The sequence below is a fragment of the Methyloligella solikamskensis genome, from assembly GCF_042676065.1.
Classification (GTDB): Bacteria; Pseudomonadota; Alphaproteobacteria; order Rhizobiales; family Methyloligellaceae; genus Methyloligella; species Methyloligella solikamskensis.
In genome coordinates this window covers 315095-331671 of the sequence record NZ_JBHTJO010000001.1, presented here as the reverse complement: position 1 = coordinate 331671, position 16577 = coordinate 315095, and the positions used below count along the sequence as shown (strand labels likewise).

General features: G+C 64.7%; 14 protein-coding genes. 7 read left to right on the top strand and 7 right to left on the bottom strand.

The genetic code is table 11. The annotated features are described in order from the left end of the window. The first annotated feature begins 55 nt into the window (after window positions 1–55). Window positions 56–1747 carry a TIGR01244 family sulfur transferase gene (locus tag ACFQ2F_RS01600; protein WP_379084725.1) on the top strand — a complete coding sequence of 564 codons (1692 nt, stop codon included), beginning with the start codon at window positions 56–58 and terminating at the stop codon, window positions 1745–1747. A 41-nt stretch (window positions 1748–1788) separates the two neighbouring features. Continuing rightward, on the top strand, window positions 1789–2568 hold the full coding sequence (locus ACFQ2F_RS01595) for a sulfite exporter TauE/SafE family protein (RefSeq protein ID WP_379084722.1): 780 nt from the start codon (window positions 1789–1791) through the stop codon (window positions 2566–2568). Window positions 2569–2588: 20 nt separating this feature from the next. Here the strand turns inward: ACFQ2F_RS01595 and ACFQ2F_RS01590 are convergent, their stop codons facing one another. From ACFQ2F_RS01590 to ACFQ2F_RS01580, 3 genes are all read right to left on the bottom strand, one after another. After that, window positions 2589–2975, bottom strand: a complete 387-nt coding sequence (locus ACFQ2F_RS01590) for an ArsR/SmtB family transcription factor (protein WP_379084719.1) — start codon at window positions 2973–2975, stop codon at window positions 2589–2591. Beyond that, window positions 2972–3628, bottom strand: a complete 657-nt coding sequence (locus ACFQ2F_RS01585; protein ID WP_379084716.1) for a peroxiredoxin — start codon at window positions 3626–3628, stop codon at window positions 2972–2974. The genes ACFQ2F_RS01590 and ACFQ2F_RS01585 overlap by 4 nt, the downstream gene beginning before the upstream one ends. A 94-nt stretch (window positions 3629–3722) precedes the next feature. Continuing rightward, window positions 3723–5768, bottom strand: coding sequence for a thioredoxin domain-containing protein (locus ACFQ2F_RS01580; protein ID WP_379084713.1), 2046 nt, complete (start codon window positions 5766–5768; stop codon window positions 3723–3725). Between the two features lie 90 nt (window positions 5769–5858). Here ACFQ2F_RS01580 and mnmE point away from each other — a divergent pair, with 90 nt between their 5' ends. After that, complete coding sequence (gene mnmE / locus ACFQ2F_RS01575; protein ID WP_379084711.1) at window positions 5859–7178, top strand: tRNA uridine-5-carboxymethylaminomethyl(34) synthesis GTPase MnmE; 1320 nt, start codon at window positions 5859–5861, stop codon at window positions 7176–7178. A 58-nt stretch (window positions 7179–7236) separates the two neighbouring features. On the opposite strand, the gene ACFQ2F_RS01570 is transcribed toward mnmE, so the two are convergent. Continuing rightward, window positions 7237–7680 carry a VOC family protein gene (locus ACFQ2F_RS01570; protein WP_379084708.1) on the bottom strand — a complete coding sequence of 148 codons (444 nt, stop codon included), beginning with the start codon at window positions 7678–7680 and terminating at the stop codon, window positions 7237–7239. 161 nt (window positions 7681–7841) lie between these two features. On the opposite strand from ACFQ2F_RS01570, the gene mnmG reads away from it, so the two are divergent. The 4 genes from mnmG (at window position 7842) to ACFQ2F_RS01550 (ending at window position 12260) form a co-directional block, all read left to right on the top strand. Continuing rightward, the gene (mnmG, locus tag ACFQ2F_RS01565; RefSeq protein WP_379084705.1) at window positions 7842–9761 is read left to right on the top strand and encodes a tRNA uridine-5-carboxymethylaminomethyl(34) synthesis enzyme MnmG; all 1920 of its coding nucleotides are present in this window, start codon (window positions 7842–7844) and stop codon (window positions 9759–9761) included. Continuing rightward, window positions 9758–10450 (top strand): 16S rRNA (guanine(527)-N(7))-methyltransferase RsmG, encoded by a 693-nt coding sequence (gene rsmG / locus ACFQ2F_RS01560; protein ID WP_379084702.1) that lies wholly within the window; start codon window positions 9758–9760, stop codon window positions 10448–10450. Before mnmG ends, rsmG begins: the two co-directional genes overlap by 4 nt. Continuing rightward, complete coding sequence (locus ACFQ2F_RS01555; protein WP_379084699.1) at window positions 10447–11289, top strand: ParA family protein; 843 nt, start codon at window positions 10447–10449, stop codon at window positions 11287–11289. Before rsmG ends, ACFQ2F_RS01555 begins: the two co-directional genes overlap by 4 nt. 95 nt (window positions 11290–11384) lie before the next feature. Continuing rightward, complete coding sequence (locus ACFQ2F_RS01550; RefSeq protein ID WP_379084696.1) at window positions 11385–12260, top strand: ParB/RepB/Spo0J family partition protein; 876 nt, start codon at window positions 11385–11387, stop codon at window positions 12258–12260. Between the two features lie 20 nt (window positions 12261–12280). Here ACFQ2F_RS01550 and holA read toward each other — a convergent pair whose 3' ends face one another. Genes holA through leuS form a run of 3 tightly spaced genes read right to left on the bottom strand, consistent with a single transcriptional unit; the run spans window position 12281 to window position 16501 of the window. Next, window positions 12281–13285: a DNA polymerase III subunit delta gene (gene holA, locus ACFQ2F_RS01545; protein WP_379084694.1), complete on the bottom strand. Its 1005-nt coding sequence runs from the start codon at window positions 13283–13285 to the stop codon at window positions 12281–12283. Between the two features lie 23 nt (window positions 13286–13308). Continuing rightward, complete coding sequence (lptE, locus tag ACFQ2F_RS01540) at window positions 13309–13893, bottom strand: LPS assembly lipoprotein LptE (RefSeq protein WP_379084691.1); 585 nt, start codon at window positions 13891–13893, stop codon at window positions 13309–13311. Then, window positions 13880–16501, bottom strand: a complete 2622-nt coding sequence (leuS, locus tag ACFQ2F_RS01535) for a leucine--tRNA ligase (RefSeq protein WP_379084688.1) — start codon at window positions 16499–16501, stop codon at window positions 13880–13882. Before leuS ends, lptE begins: the two co-directional genes overlap by 14 nt. Window positions 16502–16577: the final 76 nt, after the last annotated feature.

Below are 16577 nucleotides of genomic sequence, written 5' to 3'. Positions count from 1 at the left end.
TCCCCTCGGCGCGCAAGCCGCGCCGAGGCTGCCGCCGTCAGGAGGAGACTCCCCCATGCAAATAAAGAAGCTTACAGAACAGCTCTCCGTCAGCCCCCAGATCGCGCTCGACGATATTGCCGCGCTCAAGGAGGCTGGCTTCCGGTCCATCATCGTGAACCGGCCGGACGGCGAAGGCGTCGACCAGCCGACCTTCCCTGAGGTGGAAGCCGCCGCCCGGAAAGAGGGTCTCGAGGCGGTTTATATCCCCGTCGATAGCGGCAAGGTGAGCGATGAATCGGCGGCCGCTTTCGGTGCGGCCATGGCCGCCCTGCCGAAGCCCGTGCTGGGCTATTGCCGCTCCGGCACCCGTACCGCCACTTTGTGGGCTCTGTCCGAGGCGGGTGCCCGGCCCCTGCCTGAGATCCTGGAGCGGGCGCGCCAGGCGGGTTACGACCTCTCCGGTGCGGTGAAGCGCATCGCCAATGGCGGCCGCGTTCCCGTCGAAGGCGATGCGCCCTACCACGACATCGTCATCGTCGGCGGTGGCGCCGGCGGCATTTCGGCTGCGGCCAGCCTGCTGGCACGTCAGAGCGATCTCGACATCGCCATCATCGAGCCGGCCGACATCCACTACTACCAGCCGGGCTGGACCCTGGTGGGCGGCGGCGTCTTCGATCCCACCTACACGCGCCGGGATTTCGCGACCCTTCTCCCCGACGGCGTGAAGTGGATCAAGGCGGCGGTTGCTGCCTTCGAGCCCGAGGAGCACGCGGTCATCCTGGAAGGCTGCCGTGTGGTCCGCTACGGCAAGCTGATCGTGGCGCCCGGCCTCAAGCTAGACTGGGCCGGCATTGAAGGTCTGGAGGAGACCATCGGCCGGAACGGCGTGACCTCCAACTATCGCTACGATCTGGCGCCCTACACCTGGGAGCTGGTGCACAGCTTCCGCGGCGGCAAGGCGCTGTTCACCCAGCCGCCCATGCCGATCAAATGTGCCGGCGCCCCACAGAAGGCGATGTATCTCTCCTGCGACGAGTGGCGCCGCAATGGCGTGCTGGAGAACACTGAGGTCGAGTTCCTCAATGCCGGGCCGAGCCTGTTCGGCGTCGCCGACTACGTGCCCTCGCTGATGGAGTATGTGAAGGCTTACGGTATCGACCTCTCCTTCGGCCACAAGCTGGTCCGCATCGACGGGCCGGCCAAGAAGGCTTGGTTCGAGACCACCGACGCCGAGGGCAACACGAAGATCGTCGAGCGCGACTTCGACATGATCCATGTCGTCCCGCCCCAGACGGCGCCGGACTTCGTGCGCGTCTCGCCGCTCGCCAATGAGGCGGGTTGGCTCGACGTGGACCCGGCGACGCTCCGCCACGCGAAGTATCCCGATATCTACGGGCTCGGCGATGTTGCCGGCACCTCCAACGCCAAGACAGCAGCGGCCGCTCGCAAGCAGGCGCCGGTCGTGGCAGCGAACGTGCTGAGGGATATGGGCTACGGCCGCCAGACGGCGGACGCGATCTACGACGGCTACGGCTCCTGCCCGCTCACGGTGGAGCGCGGCAAGGTCATCCTCGCCGAGTTCGCCTATGGCGGTCGTCGCGTCCCGAGCTTCCCCAAATGGTTCATCGACGATCTGAAGCCGTCCCACATGGCCTGGCTTCTGAAGGAGCGGGTGCTCCCGTCGATCTACTGGAAGGCGATGCTGAAAGGACGCGAGCCCATGGCCAAGCCGAGCTTCAAGCAGCCGGAAAACGAGGCGGCCTAACGGCCGCCTCCCTCCCCCTCGAAACGACGGCGGCAAAAGCCATGATGCTCGATCCACTGCAATACGCCCTCGGCGCCGGCTCCGGCGCCCTGGTCGGCTTCACCCTCGGTCTGTTCGGTGGCGGCGGGTCGATCCTCGCCGTGCCGCTGATCGTCTATCTGGTGCAGGTGCCCGATCCTCATCTTGCGATCGGCACCAGCGCCCTGGCCGTCGCCGTGAGCGCCGCGGCCAATCTCGCCAACCACGCCCGCCACGGCCATGTGAAGTGGCGCTGCGGGCTGGTGTTCAGCGCAGCCGGAATCTTCGGCGCACTGATCGGCTCCTCCATCAGCAAGGTGGTCGACGGGCAGAAGCTTCTGATCGTCTTCGCCCTGCTGATGATTGCCGTAGCCGTCATGATGCTGGTGAAGCGCAGCCACACCGGAGACGCCGGTGCCCAGTGCGGTGTCGACAAGATGCCGAAGGTGCTGAGCTACGGCGCCATGACGGGAACTCTCTCCGGTTTCTTCGGCATCGGCGGCGGCTTCCTCATCGTGCCTGGGCTGGTCGCTTCGACCGGCATGCCGACGCTTTATGCCGTGGGCTCGTCCCTCGTGGCGGTCACCGCCTTCGGTCTGACCACCGCCTTCAACTACGCTCTCTCCGACATGGTCGACTGGCCCCTCGCGGCCGTCTTCATTCTGGGGGGTGTGGTAGGCGGTCTGGCCGGCGCCGTGGCGGCCCGTGCACTCTCCCTGCGTAAGGGTGCGCTGAACATCGCCTTCGCCGGTCTCGTCTTCGCGGTCGCCGGCTACATGCTCTTCGAAACTCTGGTGATGTAAGAGCTGGCCGCCGGGCCGCGCTAGCCGATCTTGGCGAAGCGCGCCGCGCCGGCCTGCTTGGAGTCGGTCGGGGTGGCCCGCGGCGTTGTCGTGATGCGCGCTGGTCCCGCCGGACCGTCCACGCTGGCCATGACCCGCTTCACTGTTAGCGCGACGCTCTCGCTCGCCAGTCGGTAATGCACCTGCTTGGCGATCCGCTGTCCCGTGACCAGCCCCGCCTTGCGAAGCTCGGCGAGCTTCTGGCTGAGCGCAGGCTGTCCGATGCCGGTGATCTCGTCGATTTCCCCCACATGGCGTTCGGCACCGATCAGGCAGGCGAGGATCATCAGCCGCTGGGGCTGGGCGAAGATCTTCAAACGCTCGGCCGCCTCGGTCACACTCTTCCTGTCGAACCCCTCGCTGCTCATTCGCTTTCCCGCTTGCGGCAGAACCAGGTCGGCGACTCCCCGCCGAGATGCGCATCGCTCATGGTCGGCATGGCTGGATAGAGCAGATCGTCGCCGGGCTGCCAGTCGGCCGGCGCGACGACGTCCCCGCCAGCCGTCCGCTGCAGTGCCGCGATGGTCCGTAGCATCTCATCCACGGAACGGCCGATCTCCAGCGGGTACCAGGTCATTGCCCGGATGATCCCGTCGGGATCGATGAAGTAGCTCGCGCGAACCGTCGACGTATCCTGAGCCGTCGCATCGAGCATGCCGTAGGCGCGTGCAATCGCCATGGACGGATCCTCGATCAGCGGGAACGGAATGGTCACGCCGAAGCCTTCCTCGATCGCCTTCAGCCAGGCCACGTGGGAATAGAGGCTGTCGACGGAGAGACCGAGCAGCGCGCAGTCGAGCTCGGCGAACTTGTCGGCTGCGCGCGCGATGCTGACGAACTCGCTGGTGCAGACCGGGGTGAAGTCGGCCGGGTGGGAAAAGAACAGCAGCCAGCGTCCGCGGTAATCGTCGAAGGAGATTTCGCCGGCCGTCGACCGGGCGGTGAAGCTTGGCACCGCATCGCCGATGCGAAGCGGTCTCGGTGGCTGGAGGACGAGCTGTTCGTCGGAAGCGTCTGTCATGCACGATGCATGGCATCACTTCGTGATCTGCGCAAGTCAGACCGACGCTTTCCACATTCGTTAAGCGAAGAAATCCGGTAGCGCTCCCGAGACGCTAGACCGGGCGCACTTCCCGCGCAGCCTTGATGGCCTCGGCGAGCTTCTCCGGCGCGGTCACGGGCGGCGAGCAGAGCGGCCCGACGCAGACATAAGCGGTCGGCTTGCCGTCCACCGCAGTCTTGCCGTGAGCCGGAGAGCTCTCCGGCAGAGACGCGTTTTCCCCGACCACCTGCACCACAGCGCCTGGCAGCGAGACCTCCCGCAGCGCATTGCGCAAAGCCTCCGCATCGCCGTCCTCGGGCGCCACCAGAACGACGTGGGCCGGTGCCATCACATCGAGGGATGCGGTGAGCAGACCCGCATGGGCAACGGCGTTTTGCGCTGCGGCACCCGAGAAGAAATTCAGGATCGTTTCCGCCCTCTCCCGGTAACGCTCTTCGCCGGTCCAGAGATAGAGCGCCATGAGATTTTCGATCATGGTCGGGTTGGCGTTCGGCGTCGCGTCGTCATGAGCGTTGAGTGGCCGCACGATCAGATCCGTCGTGTCGTCCGCGGCGAAGTAGTAGCCCGCCATCTCGTCCGCCCAGTAATGGCGATCGAGCACCTCGACCCAGCCCTTCGCCTTGTCGAGATATTGGCCGTCGTCCGTGATCGATGCGAGTGCCAGAGCCGCGCCGATCATGTTGGCGTAGTCGGCGGCCGCCGCCGGCGCCTTGGCCTTCCCCTCGCGATAGGCGTGGAGGAGCCGTCCGTCGATCTCCATGTGCTCGCAGACGAAGTCGAAGGCGCGGGCTGCGGCCTCGATCCAGTCGTCCTTGCCGAACGCCTCGCCGGCCCGGGCGAGGCTTGCGATCATCAGCCCGTTCCAGTCGGCGAGGACCTTGTCGTCGAAGCCGGGCCGGATACGCTCGGCACGCTTGGCGAACAGCTTTGCGCGCATCTCGGCAAGCTTCGCTTCCGTTCCGTCATCCATCAGCTCGATGGTGTCGAGCCGATTGAGGATCGTCTTGCCTTCCCAGTTGCCGCCCGCGCGCACATCGTAGACGCCGCAAAATAGCGCCGCCTCTTCCGGCTCCAGAACCTCTTCGATCTCGTCCTTCCTCCAGACGTAGAACTTGCCCTCCTCGCCTTCGCTGTCCGCATCGAGCGATGCTGCGAAGCCTCCACCCTCGACGGTCATCTCGCGCGTCAGCCAGGCTACCGTCTCCGCGATCCGTGCGGCATAGAGCGGCGCCTTGGTCTCGCGCCAGGCTTCGGTCATGAGGTCAAGCAGCAGGGCGTTGTCGTAGAGCATTTTCTCGAAATGCGGCACGAGCCATTTGTCGTCCACGGTGTAGCGGGCGAAGCCGCCGCCGAGATGATCGTAGATGCCCCCTTGGGCGATGTGGTTCAGGGTGAGCTGCACGGCAGTTTGCGACTGCTTGTTTCCGTAGCGCAGACCCGTCCGCCAGAGGAACGAGAAGAACTGTGTTTGCGGAAATTTCGGTGCGCCCTGGAGACCGCCATTGTCGGGATCGACCGCCTGCAGAAAGCGAGTGGAAAGATCTTCCAGCAGCGGCTCGTTCGGTGCGCCTGCCTGGCGCGGTGCTGCCGGCTGCAGCCGCTCCTTAAGCGCTTCGGCGTTCTTCCGGATCTTGTCCGGTTCCTCTGAATAGATCCGCGCGATCTCCCTCAGCACATGGGTGAAGCCCGGCCGGCCGAAGCGCGGCTCCTTCGGGAAATACGTGCCGCCCCAGAAGGGCTCGCCATCCGGCGTCAGGAACATGGTGAGCGGCCACCCGCCCTGCTCGCCAAGCTGATGCAATGCGCTCATGTAGACGGAGTCGACGTCCGGCCGCTCTTCGCGATCGACCTTGATGTTGACGAAGAGCTCGTTCATGACCGCGGCGACCTCGTCGTCCTCGAAACTCTCATGAGCCATGACGTGGCACCAATGGCAGGCCGCGTAGCCGACCGACAGGAGGATCGGTTTGCCCGTCTCTTTCGCGTGGGCCAGCGCGTCGTCGCCCCACGCCCACCAATGGACAGGGTTGTCCCGATGCTGCAGCAGATAGGGGCTGGTCTCTTCGCCGAGACGATTATGGGATGTGCTGTCCGTCATGATGCTCCTGTCGTGAATGGATCGAGGACAGGGTAACCTCTGCCGCGCTTCTCTTGTGGTTTACGCGACGAAAAAGAATTGCCGCTTCCAATGCCGACCACCGACACCATCATCGCCCTTGCCAGTGGTCAGGGCCGCGCCGCCATCGCCGTGCTGCGCATCTCCGGGCCCGGGACGCGCGATCTGGTGACCGCGCTCGCCGGCGCCCTGCCCGCGCCGCGCCGCGCCACCCTGAGGAGACTGACAGACCCCGCCACCGGTTCCTTGCTGGACCGCGGTCTCGTGCTTTGGTTTCCGGGGCCTGCGAGCTTTACCGGCGAGGACATGGCTGAGCTCCATATTCATGGCGGCCGGGCGGTCAGTCAGAACGTGGTTAATGCTTCGTTAACGCGAGAGAGCGTGCGCCTGGCCGAGCCGGGGGAATTCGCCTCCCGCGCTTTCGAGAACGGCAAACTCGACTTGAGCGCCGTCGAAGGCTTGGCCGATCTCATCAATGCGGAGACGGCCGCCCAGGCAAATCAGGCGCTGACCCAGGCCGAAGGGTCGTTGCGGGATAGGGCGACAGGCTGGCGGGAGCACATCCTACGCGCCCAGGCCCTGGCCGAAGCGAGCATCGATTTCTCTGACGAGGAAGACGTCGCCGACGACGCCATGGTCCAGGCGAAGCAGGAAGCCAGCGCTCTCCTCCAGGAGCTGACCGCCGAACTTCAGAAGCGCTCTGGCGAACGTCTTCGCGAGGGCTTTCGCATCGTCATCGCCGGGCCGCCCAATGCGGGCAAGTCGAGCCTGCTGAATGCCATTGCTGCGCGGGACGTCGCCATCGTCTCGGCGGAGGCGGGCACCACGCGCGACCTTGTCGAGGTGCATCTCGATCTCGATGGTCTTCCTGTCATCCTTACCGACACGGCGGGACTACGCGAAGGCGGCGGGGAGATCGAATCCGAAGGCATGCGCCGGGCCCTGTCCCGGGCCAGCGATGCGGACCTGGTGCTCTGGCTCATTGATGCGACCGACCCGCAGACCGACCCGCCGGCCGATCTGGGGAAGCTCGCCCCCTTCCCCGTTCTCAACAAGATCGACCAGGTGGCCGATGCAGGCGCGGTCGAAGTGCTTCCCATCTCTGCGAAGACCGGCGCAGGAATCGGGTCGCTTCTGGACGAGATCAAGCGGCGTGCGGCGGACGGTCTGGAAGAAGGCGGCGAACCGCCCGCCATCACCCGTGCGCGTCACCGGACAGAGATCGAAGCCGCCGCGTCGGCGCTTCAGAGATTTCTGAATGAGGAGGGAGAGCACGAGTTGGCGGCGGAGGAGCTCCGCATCGCCGCCCGGCATATCGGCCGGCTCACGGGGCATATCGATGTCGAGGAGATCCTCGGCGCTATCTTCGGCGAGTTCTGCATCGGAAAATGATTCACGTGAAACAATCCGGGCGGCTCAGGCCCTGAAATGATTCACGTGAAACATCGCTTCATGAGTTTGACGGCGCCTTCTCTCTGAGCCGCTTTTCGATCTCGCTGGTCTTCAGGGTCTCTATCCGGGTCGCGACCCACCACTCATTGCCGAACGGATCGCGGAAGCCCCCGCGACGGTCCCCGTCCCCCGCATCCATCGGCGGTGCGATCTGCTCGGCTCCATGGGCATAGGCCGTCGCGAATGCACCCTCCAGATCGGCCACGTAAACATGCAGCATGGTGTGACGGGCCGGATCCTTCTCCGTCGCCCCGCCGATCATCACGCCGGAATTCCCGATCCGCACCTCAGCATGCATGATCGTCCCATCCGGGCGATGAATACGCATGGCCTCGGTGCCGCCGAAGACCGTGCGGATGAAATTGATGAGGCGGTCCGGATCGCTGACCACGAGATAAGGCTGGAGCACTGGCGTTCCAGCGGGCAGCGCATGTTTGACCATTCAACGATTCCCCTTCCGACCGAAGACATCAGCTTAGCAACCCATGGGAGAATGGCGCCTGCGAAAATTGCCGCAAACCCCCAGCCGATTGTATCGAGGCTCGCAACGCGCTATCTCCAGCGCAAGATCCCTTGAAACAATCGAGAGACGGCGTTCGACCCATGATCCGGGACGATCAGCATAATGGCAGTGCGCAAGCCTACGACGTCATCGTGATCGGCGGAGGCCACGCTGGCTGCGAGGCCGCGGCTGCGGCCGCTCGCATGGGCGCCAAGACGGCGCTGCTGACCCATAAGCATTCGACCATCGGGGAGATGTCCTGCAATCCCGCCATCGGCGGTTTGGGCAAGGGACATCTGGTCCGCGAGATCGATGCGCTGGACGGTCTTATGGGCCGTGTCGCCGACAAGGCCGGCATCCAGTTTCGTCTGCTCAATCGCAGCAAGGGCGCGGCCGTGCAGGGGCCTCGCGCTCAGGCCGACCGAAAGCTCTATCGCGAGGCCATGCAGGCGGCGATCGCTGAGACAGAAAATCTGGACGTCATCGAACGCGCCGTGGACGATGTGATCGTCGAGGAGGGCCGCATCGCCGGCGTCGTTACCGAAGACGGACGGATCTTCGGCGCGCGCAGCGTTGTCCTGACGACGGGCACCTTCCTGCGCGGGCTAATCCATATCGGCGAGCAGAAGATCCCCGCAGGCCGCATGGACGAAGCCCCTGCCCTCGGACTTTCGGAGCGCCTTTACGGGCTCGGTCTCCAGATGGGCCGTCTGAAGACCGGCACCCCGCCCCGCCTCGATAGGGCGAGCATCGACTGGTCGAAGCTGGACGTGCAGGCGGGCGACGAGCCTCCGGTCCCCTTCTCGTTTCTGACCGAGAGCATCGAGACGCCCCAGACCGTTTGCCACATCACCTACACGACCGAAGAGACCCACAAGGTCATCGCGGAGAACCTCGACCGCTCCGCCGTCTATTCCGGCGACATCGAAAGCGTCGGTCCGCGCTACTGCCCGTCCATCGAGGATAAGGTCGTCCGCTTCAAGGACCGCGCGGCCCATCAGATCTTTTTGGAGCCGGAAGGTCTCGACGACGACACTATCTATCCCAACGGCATCTCGACGTCCTTGCCCGAGGAGGTGCAGCACGCCTTCCTGAAGACGATCCCGGGGCTCGAGAACGTTCACGTGAAACGGCCCGGCTACGCCATCGAATACGACTACGTCGATCCGCGGGAGCTGCGTGCGAGCCTTGAAGTGAAGGTCGCACCGGGTCTGTTCCTTGCCGGCCAGATCAACGGCACGACCGGATATGAGGAGGCGGGCGCGCAAGGTCTCATCGCAGGCATCAATGCCGCGCTGACCGCACGCGGCGAGGCCGAGCCCTTCATCGTCACCCGCGCCGACGGCTATCTCGGCGTCATGATCGACGACCTGGTGACCCGCGGCGTCACCGAGCCCTATCGCATGTTCACCTCGCGCGCCGAATACCGGCTTGCCCTTCGTGCCGACAATGCCGATCAGCGGCTCACGCCCATGGGCATCCGCATCGGCTGTGTCGGCGAAGAGCGCGCCGCCATGTTCGAGAAGAAGCGCGCCGCCCTGACCGAAGGCGAAGCGTTGCTGAAGTCACTCGTCATCAGCCCGAGCGCTGCGACCAAGGCCGGGCTGAAGCTCAATCAGGATGGCAAGAAGCGCAGCGCCTTCGACCTGCTCTCCTATCCGAACATCGTGTTCAGCGATCTCGTTGGTCTCTGGCCCGAGCTCGATACGCTCGACGGAACGATCGCCGAGCAGCTCGCCACCGACGCCCGCTACGCCGTCTATCTCGCGCGCCAGGAAGACGACATCGCCGCCTTCCGCAAGGACGAGGCCATCGGGATCCCGCAGGACTTTGCTTACGAGGCCATCAGCGGTCTCTCGAATGAGCTGCGCGAGAAGCTGCAGAAGCGCCGGCCGGAAAGCCTAGGCCAGGCGGCGCGTCTCGATGGCATGACCCCCGCCGCGCTGATGCTGATCCTGGCCCATGTGAAGCGTCAGGCGAAGGCGGAGAAGAACGCGCCTGCGAAGGTGAAATCCGCGTGAGCGAGGACGCTCTCGACGGCGCGGAGCCCGCCCTCAATGCGGACGGTCCGAAAGCCTTCGCGAAAGCCTTTGATGTTTCACGTGAAACTATCCACAGGCTGGAGCGCTATCAGGAGCTCCTCAGCGAGTGGCAGAGCTGGACGAATCTCATCGCAAAATCCACGCTCCCAGACGTCTGGACGCGTCATTTCGCCGATTCAGCGCAGTTAACTTTGCTTGCGCCGAAAGCCCGACTCTGGCTGGATTTGGGCTCGGGGGCAGGCTTCCCCGGACTCGTTGTGGCGATCCTGAAATCGGGCGACCCGGACTTCAAAATGCATCTCGTCGAGAGTAATCAGCGCAAATGCCGGTTCCTGGCCGAAGTCGCCGCTGCGACTGACGCCCCTGTGGAGATCCACCCCGTCCGCATTGAAAATCTCCGCCGAAACAGCCTATCTGAAGCGCCTCACATTATCTCCGCCCGCGCGCTCGCGCCTCTGCCCAAACTGCTCGGGCTCGCAGAGCCCCTGTTCGGCGAAGAGACGAGAGGCCTGTTCCTGAAGGGGCGTGACGCCTCCCGCGAGATCGACGAAGCGAAGAAGGATTGGCGCTTCCGCGTGGAGACCCATCCGAGCCTCACATCGAAGGAGTCGACCATCGTGGACGTAACCGGTCTTCGACACTCCCGCCAAAAGGCGACCAAGCGATGATCAGCTTTCCGAAATTCGGTGGTGGCGGCAGCGGCAGCCCTGCTCCCCGCACCCGCACCCTGGCGCTTGCCAATCAGAAGGGCGGCGTCGGCAAGACAACGACGGCCATCAATCTCGGCACGGCCCTGGCCGCGGTGGGCGAGCGCGTGCTCATCATCGATCTCGATCCGCAAGGCAATGCCTCGACCGGTGTCGGCGCGGAAGATCGCGGTGTCTCCACCTTCGATGTGATGAGCGGCACCAGCACCCTGAAGGATGCGCGGTTCCAGACTTCCGTTCCGGGCCTGACCATCTCGCCCGCCACCATCGACCTCATGGCGTTCGAGCGCGAGACGGGCATGGCAAGCGGCCGGCATTATCGTCTGCGCGACGCCATCGCCGCCATGGTCGCCGGCGAGGACCCGGCCGAGCGCACCACCTATGTGCTGATCGATTGCCCGCCGAGCCTGAACCTTCTGACCGTGAACGCGCTGGCCGCAGCCGACGCCGTGCTCGTGCCGCTCCAATGCGAGTTCTTCGCGCTGGAAGGTCTGGCCCAGCTCCTGAGCACCGTGGAGGAGATCCGTGGCCGCCTGAACCCGAAGCTCCATATCCACGGCGTCGTGCTCACCATGTACGACCAGCGCACCGCGCTCTCCGACCAGGTGGTCGACGACGTGCGGCGGGTGCTCGGCGACAAGGTCTATTCCACGATCATTCCCCGCAATGTGCGGGTGGCGGAATCCCCGTCTCACGGCAAGCCGGTGCTGCTCTACGATTATCGCTGCGCCGGAAGCCAGGCCTATATCAAGCTCGCTTCGGAGGTGATCGAGCGCGAGCGCCGGATGCGGGCGGCGTGAGGCGGCAGAGGAATAAGTCAGTTGCGGCGTAGAGGATCGCCCCGGACTCTTGGCGGGGCTAGCGGAGGAGGCGCCGGATCGTCGGCGGAAAGACCATGACAGCGACCACTCAAAAGAAGCGGCTGGGCCGCGGCCTGACCTCTCTGCTGGGCGACGGCGTCGAGGCCGATTTCACCAAGATCGAAGATCAGCGCATGTTGCCGCTCTCGGCCCTAAAGGCGAGCAAGTTCAATCCGCGCCGCCATTTCGACGACGAGCATCTCGCTGAGCTCACAGATTCGATCCGCGAGCGCGGCCTCGTCCAGCCGCTCATCGTCCGGCCCCAGGAAGGCAAGGACACTTATGAGATCGTCGCGGGCGAGCGTCGCTGGCGCGCGGCACAGAAGGCGAACCTCCACGAGGTGCCGGTCGTCATTCGTTCGCTGACCGATCAGGAGTCGGTCGAGCTCGCCATTATCGAGAACGTTCAGCGCGAGGATCTCAATGCCATCGAGGAGGCGGAAGGCTATCGCTCCCTCATGGACGGTCACGGCTACACCCAGGAGGATCTTTCCCGGGTCATCGGCAAGAGCCGCAGTCATCTCGCCAACACGCTGCGTCTCCTGAAGCTGCCCGAAGCGGTCCGCCGCTATGTCGCCACCGGCGATCTGTCTGCCGGCCACGCCCGCGCGCTCATCGGCCGCCAGGACGCCGAGCTGCTCGCCGCCCGTGTCGTGAAGGAAGGGCTGTCGGTTCGGCAGACCGAGGCGCTGGTCCAGAATGGCGGGCAGGCGAAGAAGTCGTCCGGCAAGGCCAGCGTTGCGAAGGATCCCGATACCCGGGCCGCCGAGGAGGAACTGAAAGAGGTGCTCGGCCTGAAGGTGGAGCTTCGTCCGGGCAAGGGCGAGAAGGGCGAGCTGCGCATCCGCTACTCGACTCTGGAGCAGCTGGAGGACGTGCGCGAGCGTCTCCTGCGCGGACTAAGTCACTGATTTAAAACGATAAATCGCTATCAGCGGGATCTTAGAGCAAGCACCAGCCGCTCGGCATGGGCCTGCTCCAGCGCGGGCGAAAGTCTGGCCTTCATCACCGCATCCTGGATGCGCGGCAGAGCCGCTTGCAGCCGGTGAGAGCCCCAATGGCGGCTGTCCCGTAAGAACGCATCCCGCCGCTTGAAATGGATCGGTGGGCGGATTTTGCGCAAGGCGGCATCCGCCGAACCGTTCGCCGCTTCAGCCGCGGCGACCATGTGCAGCTTCATGAAGTGACGGCCGAGCGCGGCAAGCGCCACCTGGGGCGGGGTGCCGGCCCCCGCCAGCCGCCCAAGCTGCCGTAACGCGCCGCGGGAATCGCCGCCGCTCACGAGATAGACGAAATTCTCCACCGCGACTTCGGCGCTGTCGCCGACCACCGCATCGATATCGTCGGGGCCGACCCGGTCCTTGCCGGCGGCGTAGAGAATGAGCTTGTCGATCTCCGAGCGTGACAGCGCCTGGTCGGCGCCCAGCCGGTTCATCAGATAGGTCCGCGTCTCCCGATCGATATTCATCTTCGCGGCGGCGAAGGCCTCGTCGATCAGTGCGCCGAGATTCTTCTCTTCCGCGTAGCAGGGAAGTGCTGCCGCATGGGGCAGCTTCTCGAACAGCTTGCGAAGAGCGGAATCCGGTTTGAGATTGCCGCCTTCGACGATCAGCGCTGTCTCCGGCGGCTCGGCCAAGGCAGCCTTCAGCTCATCCGGATTGAGCCGCGCGCCCGCCGCCACCCGCACAACCTTGCGGTCGGCGAACATCGGCATAGTGCCGAGCTCCACCGAAAGCCGTCCGTCCATTTCCGCGAAGTCGCGATCGTCGAGCCTCACGACCTCTGCTTCCTCCGCCCCCTCGGCGAAGCGCTTCTGCAGCGCGGCGGCGCGTTCGGAAACGAGACCGGTGTCCGGACCATAGACGAGCACGGCTCGGCAGGCCGGGTCGGGCGATTTCAGAAAACGGGAAACGCCGGAGGATTTGACGGCGACCATGACAAAATTCCCGTGAGACGGGATCAGGCCGATGTGGCGAGGAAGGCCGCGACCTGAGTGCGGATGCTATCCGCCACCGTATCGGCGGCGCGATCCTGAGCGTTGTACTGCGCCCGGACGTTGGAGAAGGTCTTGTCGTAGCGGTCGTAGGCCGCGCGACCTGTGGCGACGCCGGTCTTCAACACTTGATTGTCGGCCTTGTTCACCAGCTGATACTGCGCATCGAGGGTCACGACCTCGCCGGTCGCGTCACCGCTCCGGAGCACCATTTCCTTGGTGACCTTCTCGCGCAGCACGATCTTGAGCGTATATCGGCTCGGCGCTTTCGTCCCGCCGCCGGTCGTGTCGAAGATCAGCTCGTTGCGCACACGCTGTCCGACACGACCCGGAATCGGCGCAATTTCCACCGCGGCCATCATCGCCTTGGTGGATTCGCCGCTCGCCGAGGTGCCGTAAAGCGGGCGCACGCCGCCGCAGGCGCTCAAGGTGAGCCCAGCGCCAGCCAGCAGGGCGAGCATCACCACTGTCCGGCCAACCTTGCGGAAAGACCGGCCACGGGCGTCACTGACGTTGGTATCACCCATGATATGGCCGTTACGCCACGACATTGACGATCCTCTGCGGCACGACAACGATCTTCTTGATTTCCCTGCCCCCGATGGCGCGCGCAACATTTTCCAGTTTTAATGCTGCAGCCTCAATATCTTCTTTTGAGGCGTCTCGTGCAATCGTCAATTCGTCTCGCCTCTTGCCGTTGACCTGAACGGCGATGGTCACCTGATCGTCGACCACCAGCGCGGGATCCGGCGAAGGCCAGGCTTCCTGGGCCAAAAGTCCGTGATGGCCGAGCATGGACCAGCATTCTTCCGCCAGATGCGGCACCATTGGGGCGGCCAACCGCGCCAACTTCTTGGTCGCCTCCGCCAGCGCGAAGTGAAGACCGGCATCGGGCGTGTCGCCCGCCTTGTTCAGGGTCGACGACAGCGCGTTGGACAGCTCGTAGATCTGCGCCACCGCTGAATTGAAGCGCAGATTCTCGATCGAAGCCGTCACCGCGGCGATGGCCTTGTGGGTCGCGCGCCGCAGGTCGGTTGCCGCATCGCTCATGTCCGAAGGCGCTTCGGCAGGCGCTTCGCCAAGCGCTGCCACCTCGCCGGTCATCCGCCACATGCGCTGCAGGAAGCGATAGCTGCCTTCGACGCCCGATTCCGTCCACTGAATATCCCGCTCCGGCGGCGTGTCCGACAACATGAACCAGCGAGCCGTGTCCGCGCCGTACTGATCGACGATTTCTTCCGGCCCCACCGTGTTCTTCTTGGATTTTGACATCTTCTCCAGAGAGCCGATGGCGATCTCCTCGCCCGTCCCAGTGTGGAAGGCCTTGCGGTCGCCTTCGCTGCCCTCGATCCGCACCAGGCTGGGCTCGACCCATTGGCCGTCCTTGGTCCGGTAGGTCTCGTGGGTCACCATGCCCTGGGTGAACAGGCCGGCGAACGGCTCGTCCAGCCCCACATGGCCGGTGCGGTGCATGGCCCGGGTGAAGAAGCGGGCGTAGAGCAGATGCAAAATCGCGTGCTCGATGCCGCCGATATACTGGTCGACCGGCAGCCATTCATCGGCGATCTCCGGCACGGTCGGTGTCTCGGCCCGCGGCGCCGTGAAACGCGCGAAATACCACGACGAATCCACAAACGTATCCATGGTGTCGGTCTCGCGCCGGGCGCCGCCGCCGCAGCTGGGACACTTGACGTGCTTCCAGCTCGGATGATGGTCGAGCGGATTGCCCGGCTTTTCGAAGGAGACGTCGTCGGGCAGCTTCACCGGCAGATGCTCCTTCGGCACCGGAACGATCCCGCACTTTTCGCAGTGGATCATCGGGATCGGACAGCCCCAATAGCGCTGCCGGGAGATGCCCCAGTCGCGCAGGCGGAACTGGATCTTCCGCTCGCCCTGCTGGGTGTTGCGAACCGTCTGCTTTTCCAGCCGATCGCTCATGGCCGCCTTGGCCGCGTCGACATCCATCCCGTCCAGGAAGCCGGAATTGATCATCGTGCCGTCGCCCGTATAGGCCTCGTCGCCGATGGCGAAGCTCGCCGCGTCCGCATCCGGCGGCAGCACCACGGGCGTGACCGGCAGATCATATTTCCGGGCGAATTCCAGATCGCGCTGGTCGTGGGCCGGGCAACCGAAGATCGCGCCGGTACCGTATTCGGAGAGGATGAAGTTGGCGATATAGACGGGCAGGGTGGCGCCTTCGATCACCGGATGCTCCACCCGCACGCCCGTATCAAAGCCCCGTTTCTCCAGGGTCTCCAGCTCCGCCGCGCTCGTGCCGTGGCGCTGGCACTCGGCGATGAAGTCGGCAGCAGCCTTGTCCTTCTCGCCGACCGCGTTTGCCAGCGGATGGTCTGCCGCAATCGCCAGGAAGCTCGCACCGAACAGCGTATCCGGCCGAGTCGTGAAGACCTGGATCGTCGGCACGTCTTCCGGCGCCGTATCGGCGACCGTCTCGAACAGCAGCAGCAGACCTTCCGACCGGCCGATCCAGTTCGACTGCATCAGCCGGACCTTCTCCGGCCAGCGCTGCAGCGTCTCCAGGCCTTCCAGCAATTCGTCGGCGAACTCGGTGATCTTGAAGAACCACTGGGCCAGCTCGCGCTGCTCGACCGGCGCGCCTGACCGCCAGCCTTTGCCGTCGATCACCTGCTCGTTGGCGAGCACGGTCTGGTCGACTGGGTCCCAGTTAACCTTGCGGGTCTTCCGCTCCACCAGCCCGGCTTCCATGAGATCAAGAAACAGGCTCTGCTGTTGGGCGTAATATTCGACATCGCAGGTAGCGAATTCCCGCGCCCAATCGATGGAAAAGCCCATCAACTTGAGCTGGTCGCGCATGGTGGCGATATTGTCGTACGTCCATTCACCGGGATGGATGCCGCGCTCGATGGCCGCGTTCTCCGCCGGCATGCCGAAGGCGTCCCAGCCCATGGGATGCAGCACGTTATGGCCGCGCGCCCGCATGAACCGCGCCACCACATCGCCCATGGTGTAGTTACGGGTGTGGCCGATATGGATGCGCCCCGACGGATAGGGGAACATCTCCAGCACGTAGTATTTCGGGCGCGAATCGGCCTCGTCCGCGGCGAAAACCGCAGAGTTGTCCCATTTTTCCTGCCAATAGCGCTCCCGCGCCGCCGCGTCGTAACGCTCCGCTGCCATTCTGTGTCTGTCCGTCGATCAGCTTTGAGATTTGCCGCGCAATCGACCCTAAATGAGCCGGGCGGTCAAGCTGAGC

Excerpts from the sequence above, each read along its gene's own strand:
- ACFQ2F_RS01600 (WP_379084725.1), top strand. The coding sequence starts at position 56 with ATGCAAATAAAGAAGCTTACAGAACAGCTCTCCGTCAGCCCCCAGATC.
- ACFQ2F_RS01595 (WP_379084722.1), top strand. The coding sequence starts at position 1,789 with ATGATGCTCGATCCACTGCAATACGCCCTCGGCGCCGGCTCCGGCGCC.
- ACFQ2F_RS01590 (WP_379084719.1), bottom strand. The coding sequence starts at position 2,975 with ATGAGCAGCGAGGGGTTCGACAGGAAGAGTGTGACCGAGGCGGCCGAG.
- ACFQ2F_RS01585 (WP_379084716.1), bottom strand. The coding sequence starts at position 3,628 with ATGACAGACGCTTCCGACGAACAGCTCGTCCTCCAGCCACCGAGACCG.
- ACFQ2F_RS01580 (WP_379084713.1), bottom strand. The coding sequence starts at position 5,768 with ATGACGGACAGCACATCCCATAATCGTCTCGGCGAAGAGACCAGCCCC.
- mnmE (WP_379084711.1), top strand. The coding sequence starts at position 5,859 with ATGCCGACCACCGACACCATCATCGCCCTTGCCAGTGGTCAGGGCCGC.
- ACFQ2F_RS01570 (WP_379084708.1), bottom strand. The coding sequence starts at position 7,680 with ATGGTCAAACATGCGCTGCCCGCTGGAACGCCAGTGCTCCAGCCTTAT.
- mnmG (WP_379084705.1), top strand. The coding sequence starts at position 7,842 with ATGATCCGGGACGATCAGCATAATGGCAGTGCGCAAGCCTACGACGTC.
- ACFQ2F_RS01555 (WP_379084699.1), top strand. The coding sequence starts at position 10,447 with ATGATCAGCTTTCCGAAATTCGGTGGTGGCGGCAGCGGCAGCCCTGCT.
- ACFQ2F_RS01550 (WP_379084696.1), top strand. The coding sequence starts at position 11,385 with ATGACAGCGACCACTCAAAAGAAGCGGCTGGGCCGCGGCCTGACCTCT.
- holA (WP_379084694.1), bottom strand. The coding sequence starts at position 13,285 with ATGGTCGCCGTCAAATCCTCCGGCGTTTCCCGTTTTCTGAAATCGCCC.
- lptE (WP_379084691.1), bottom strand. The coding sequence starts at position 13,893 with ATGTCGTGGCGTAACGGCCATATCATGGGTGATACCAACGTCAGTGAC.
- leuS (WP_379084688.1), bottom strand. The coding sequence starts at position 16,501 with ATGGCAGCGGAGCGTTACGACGCGGCGGCGCGGGAGCGCTATTGGCAG.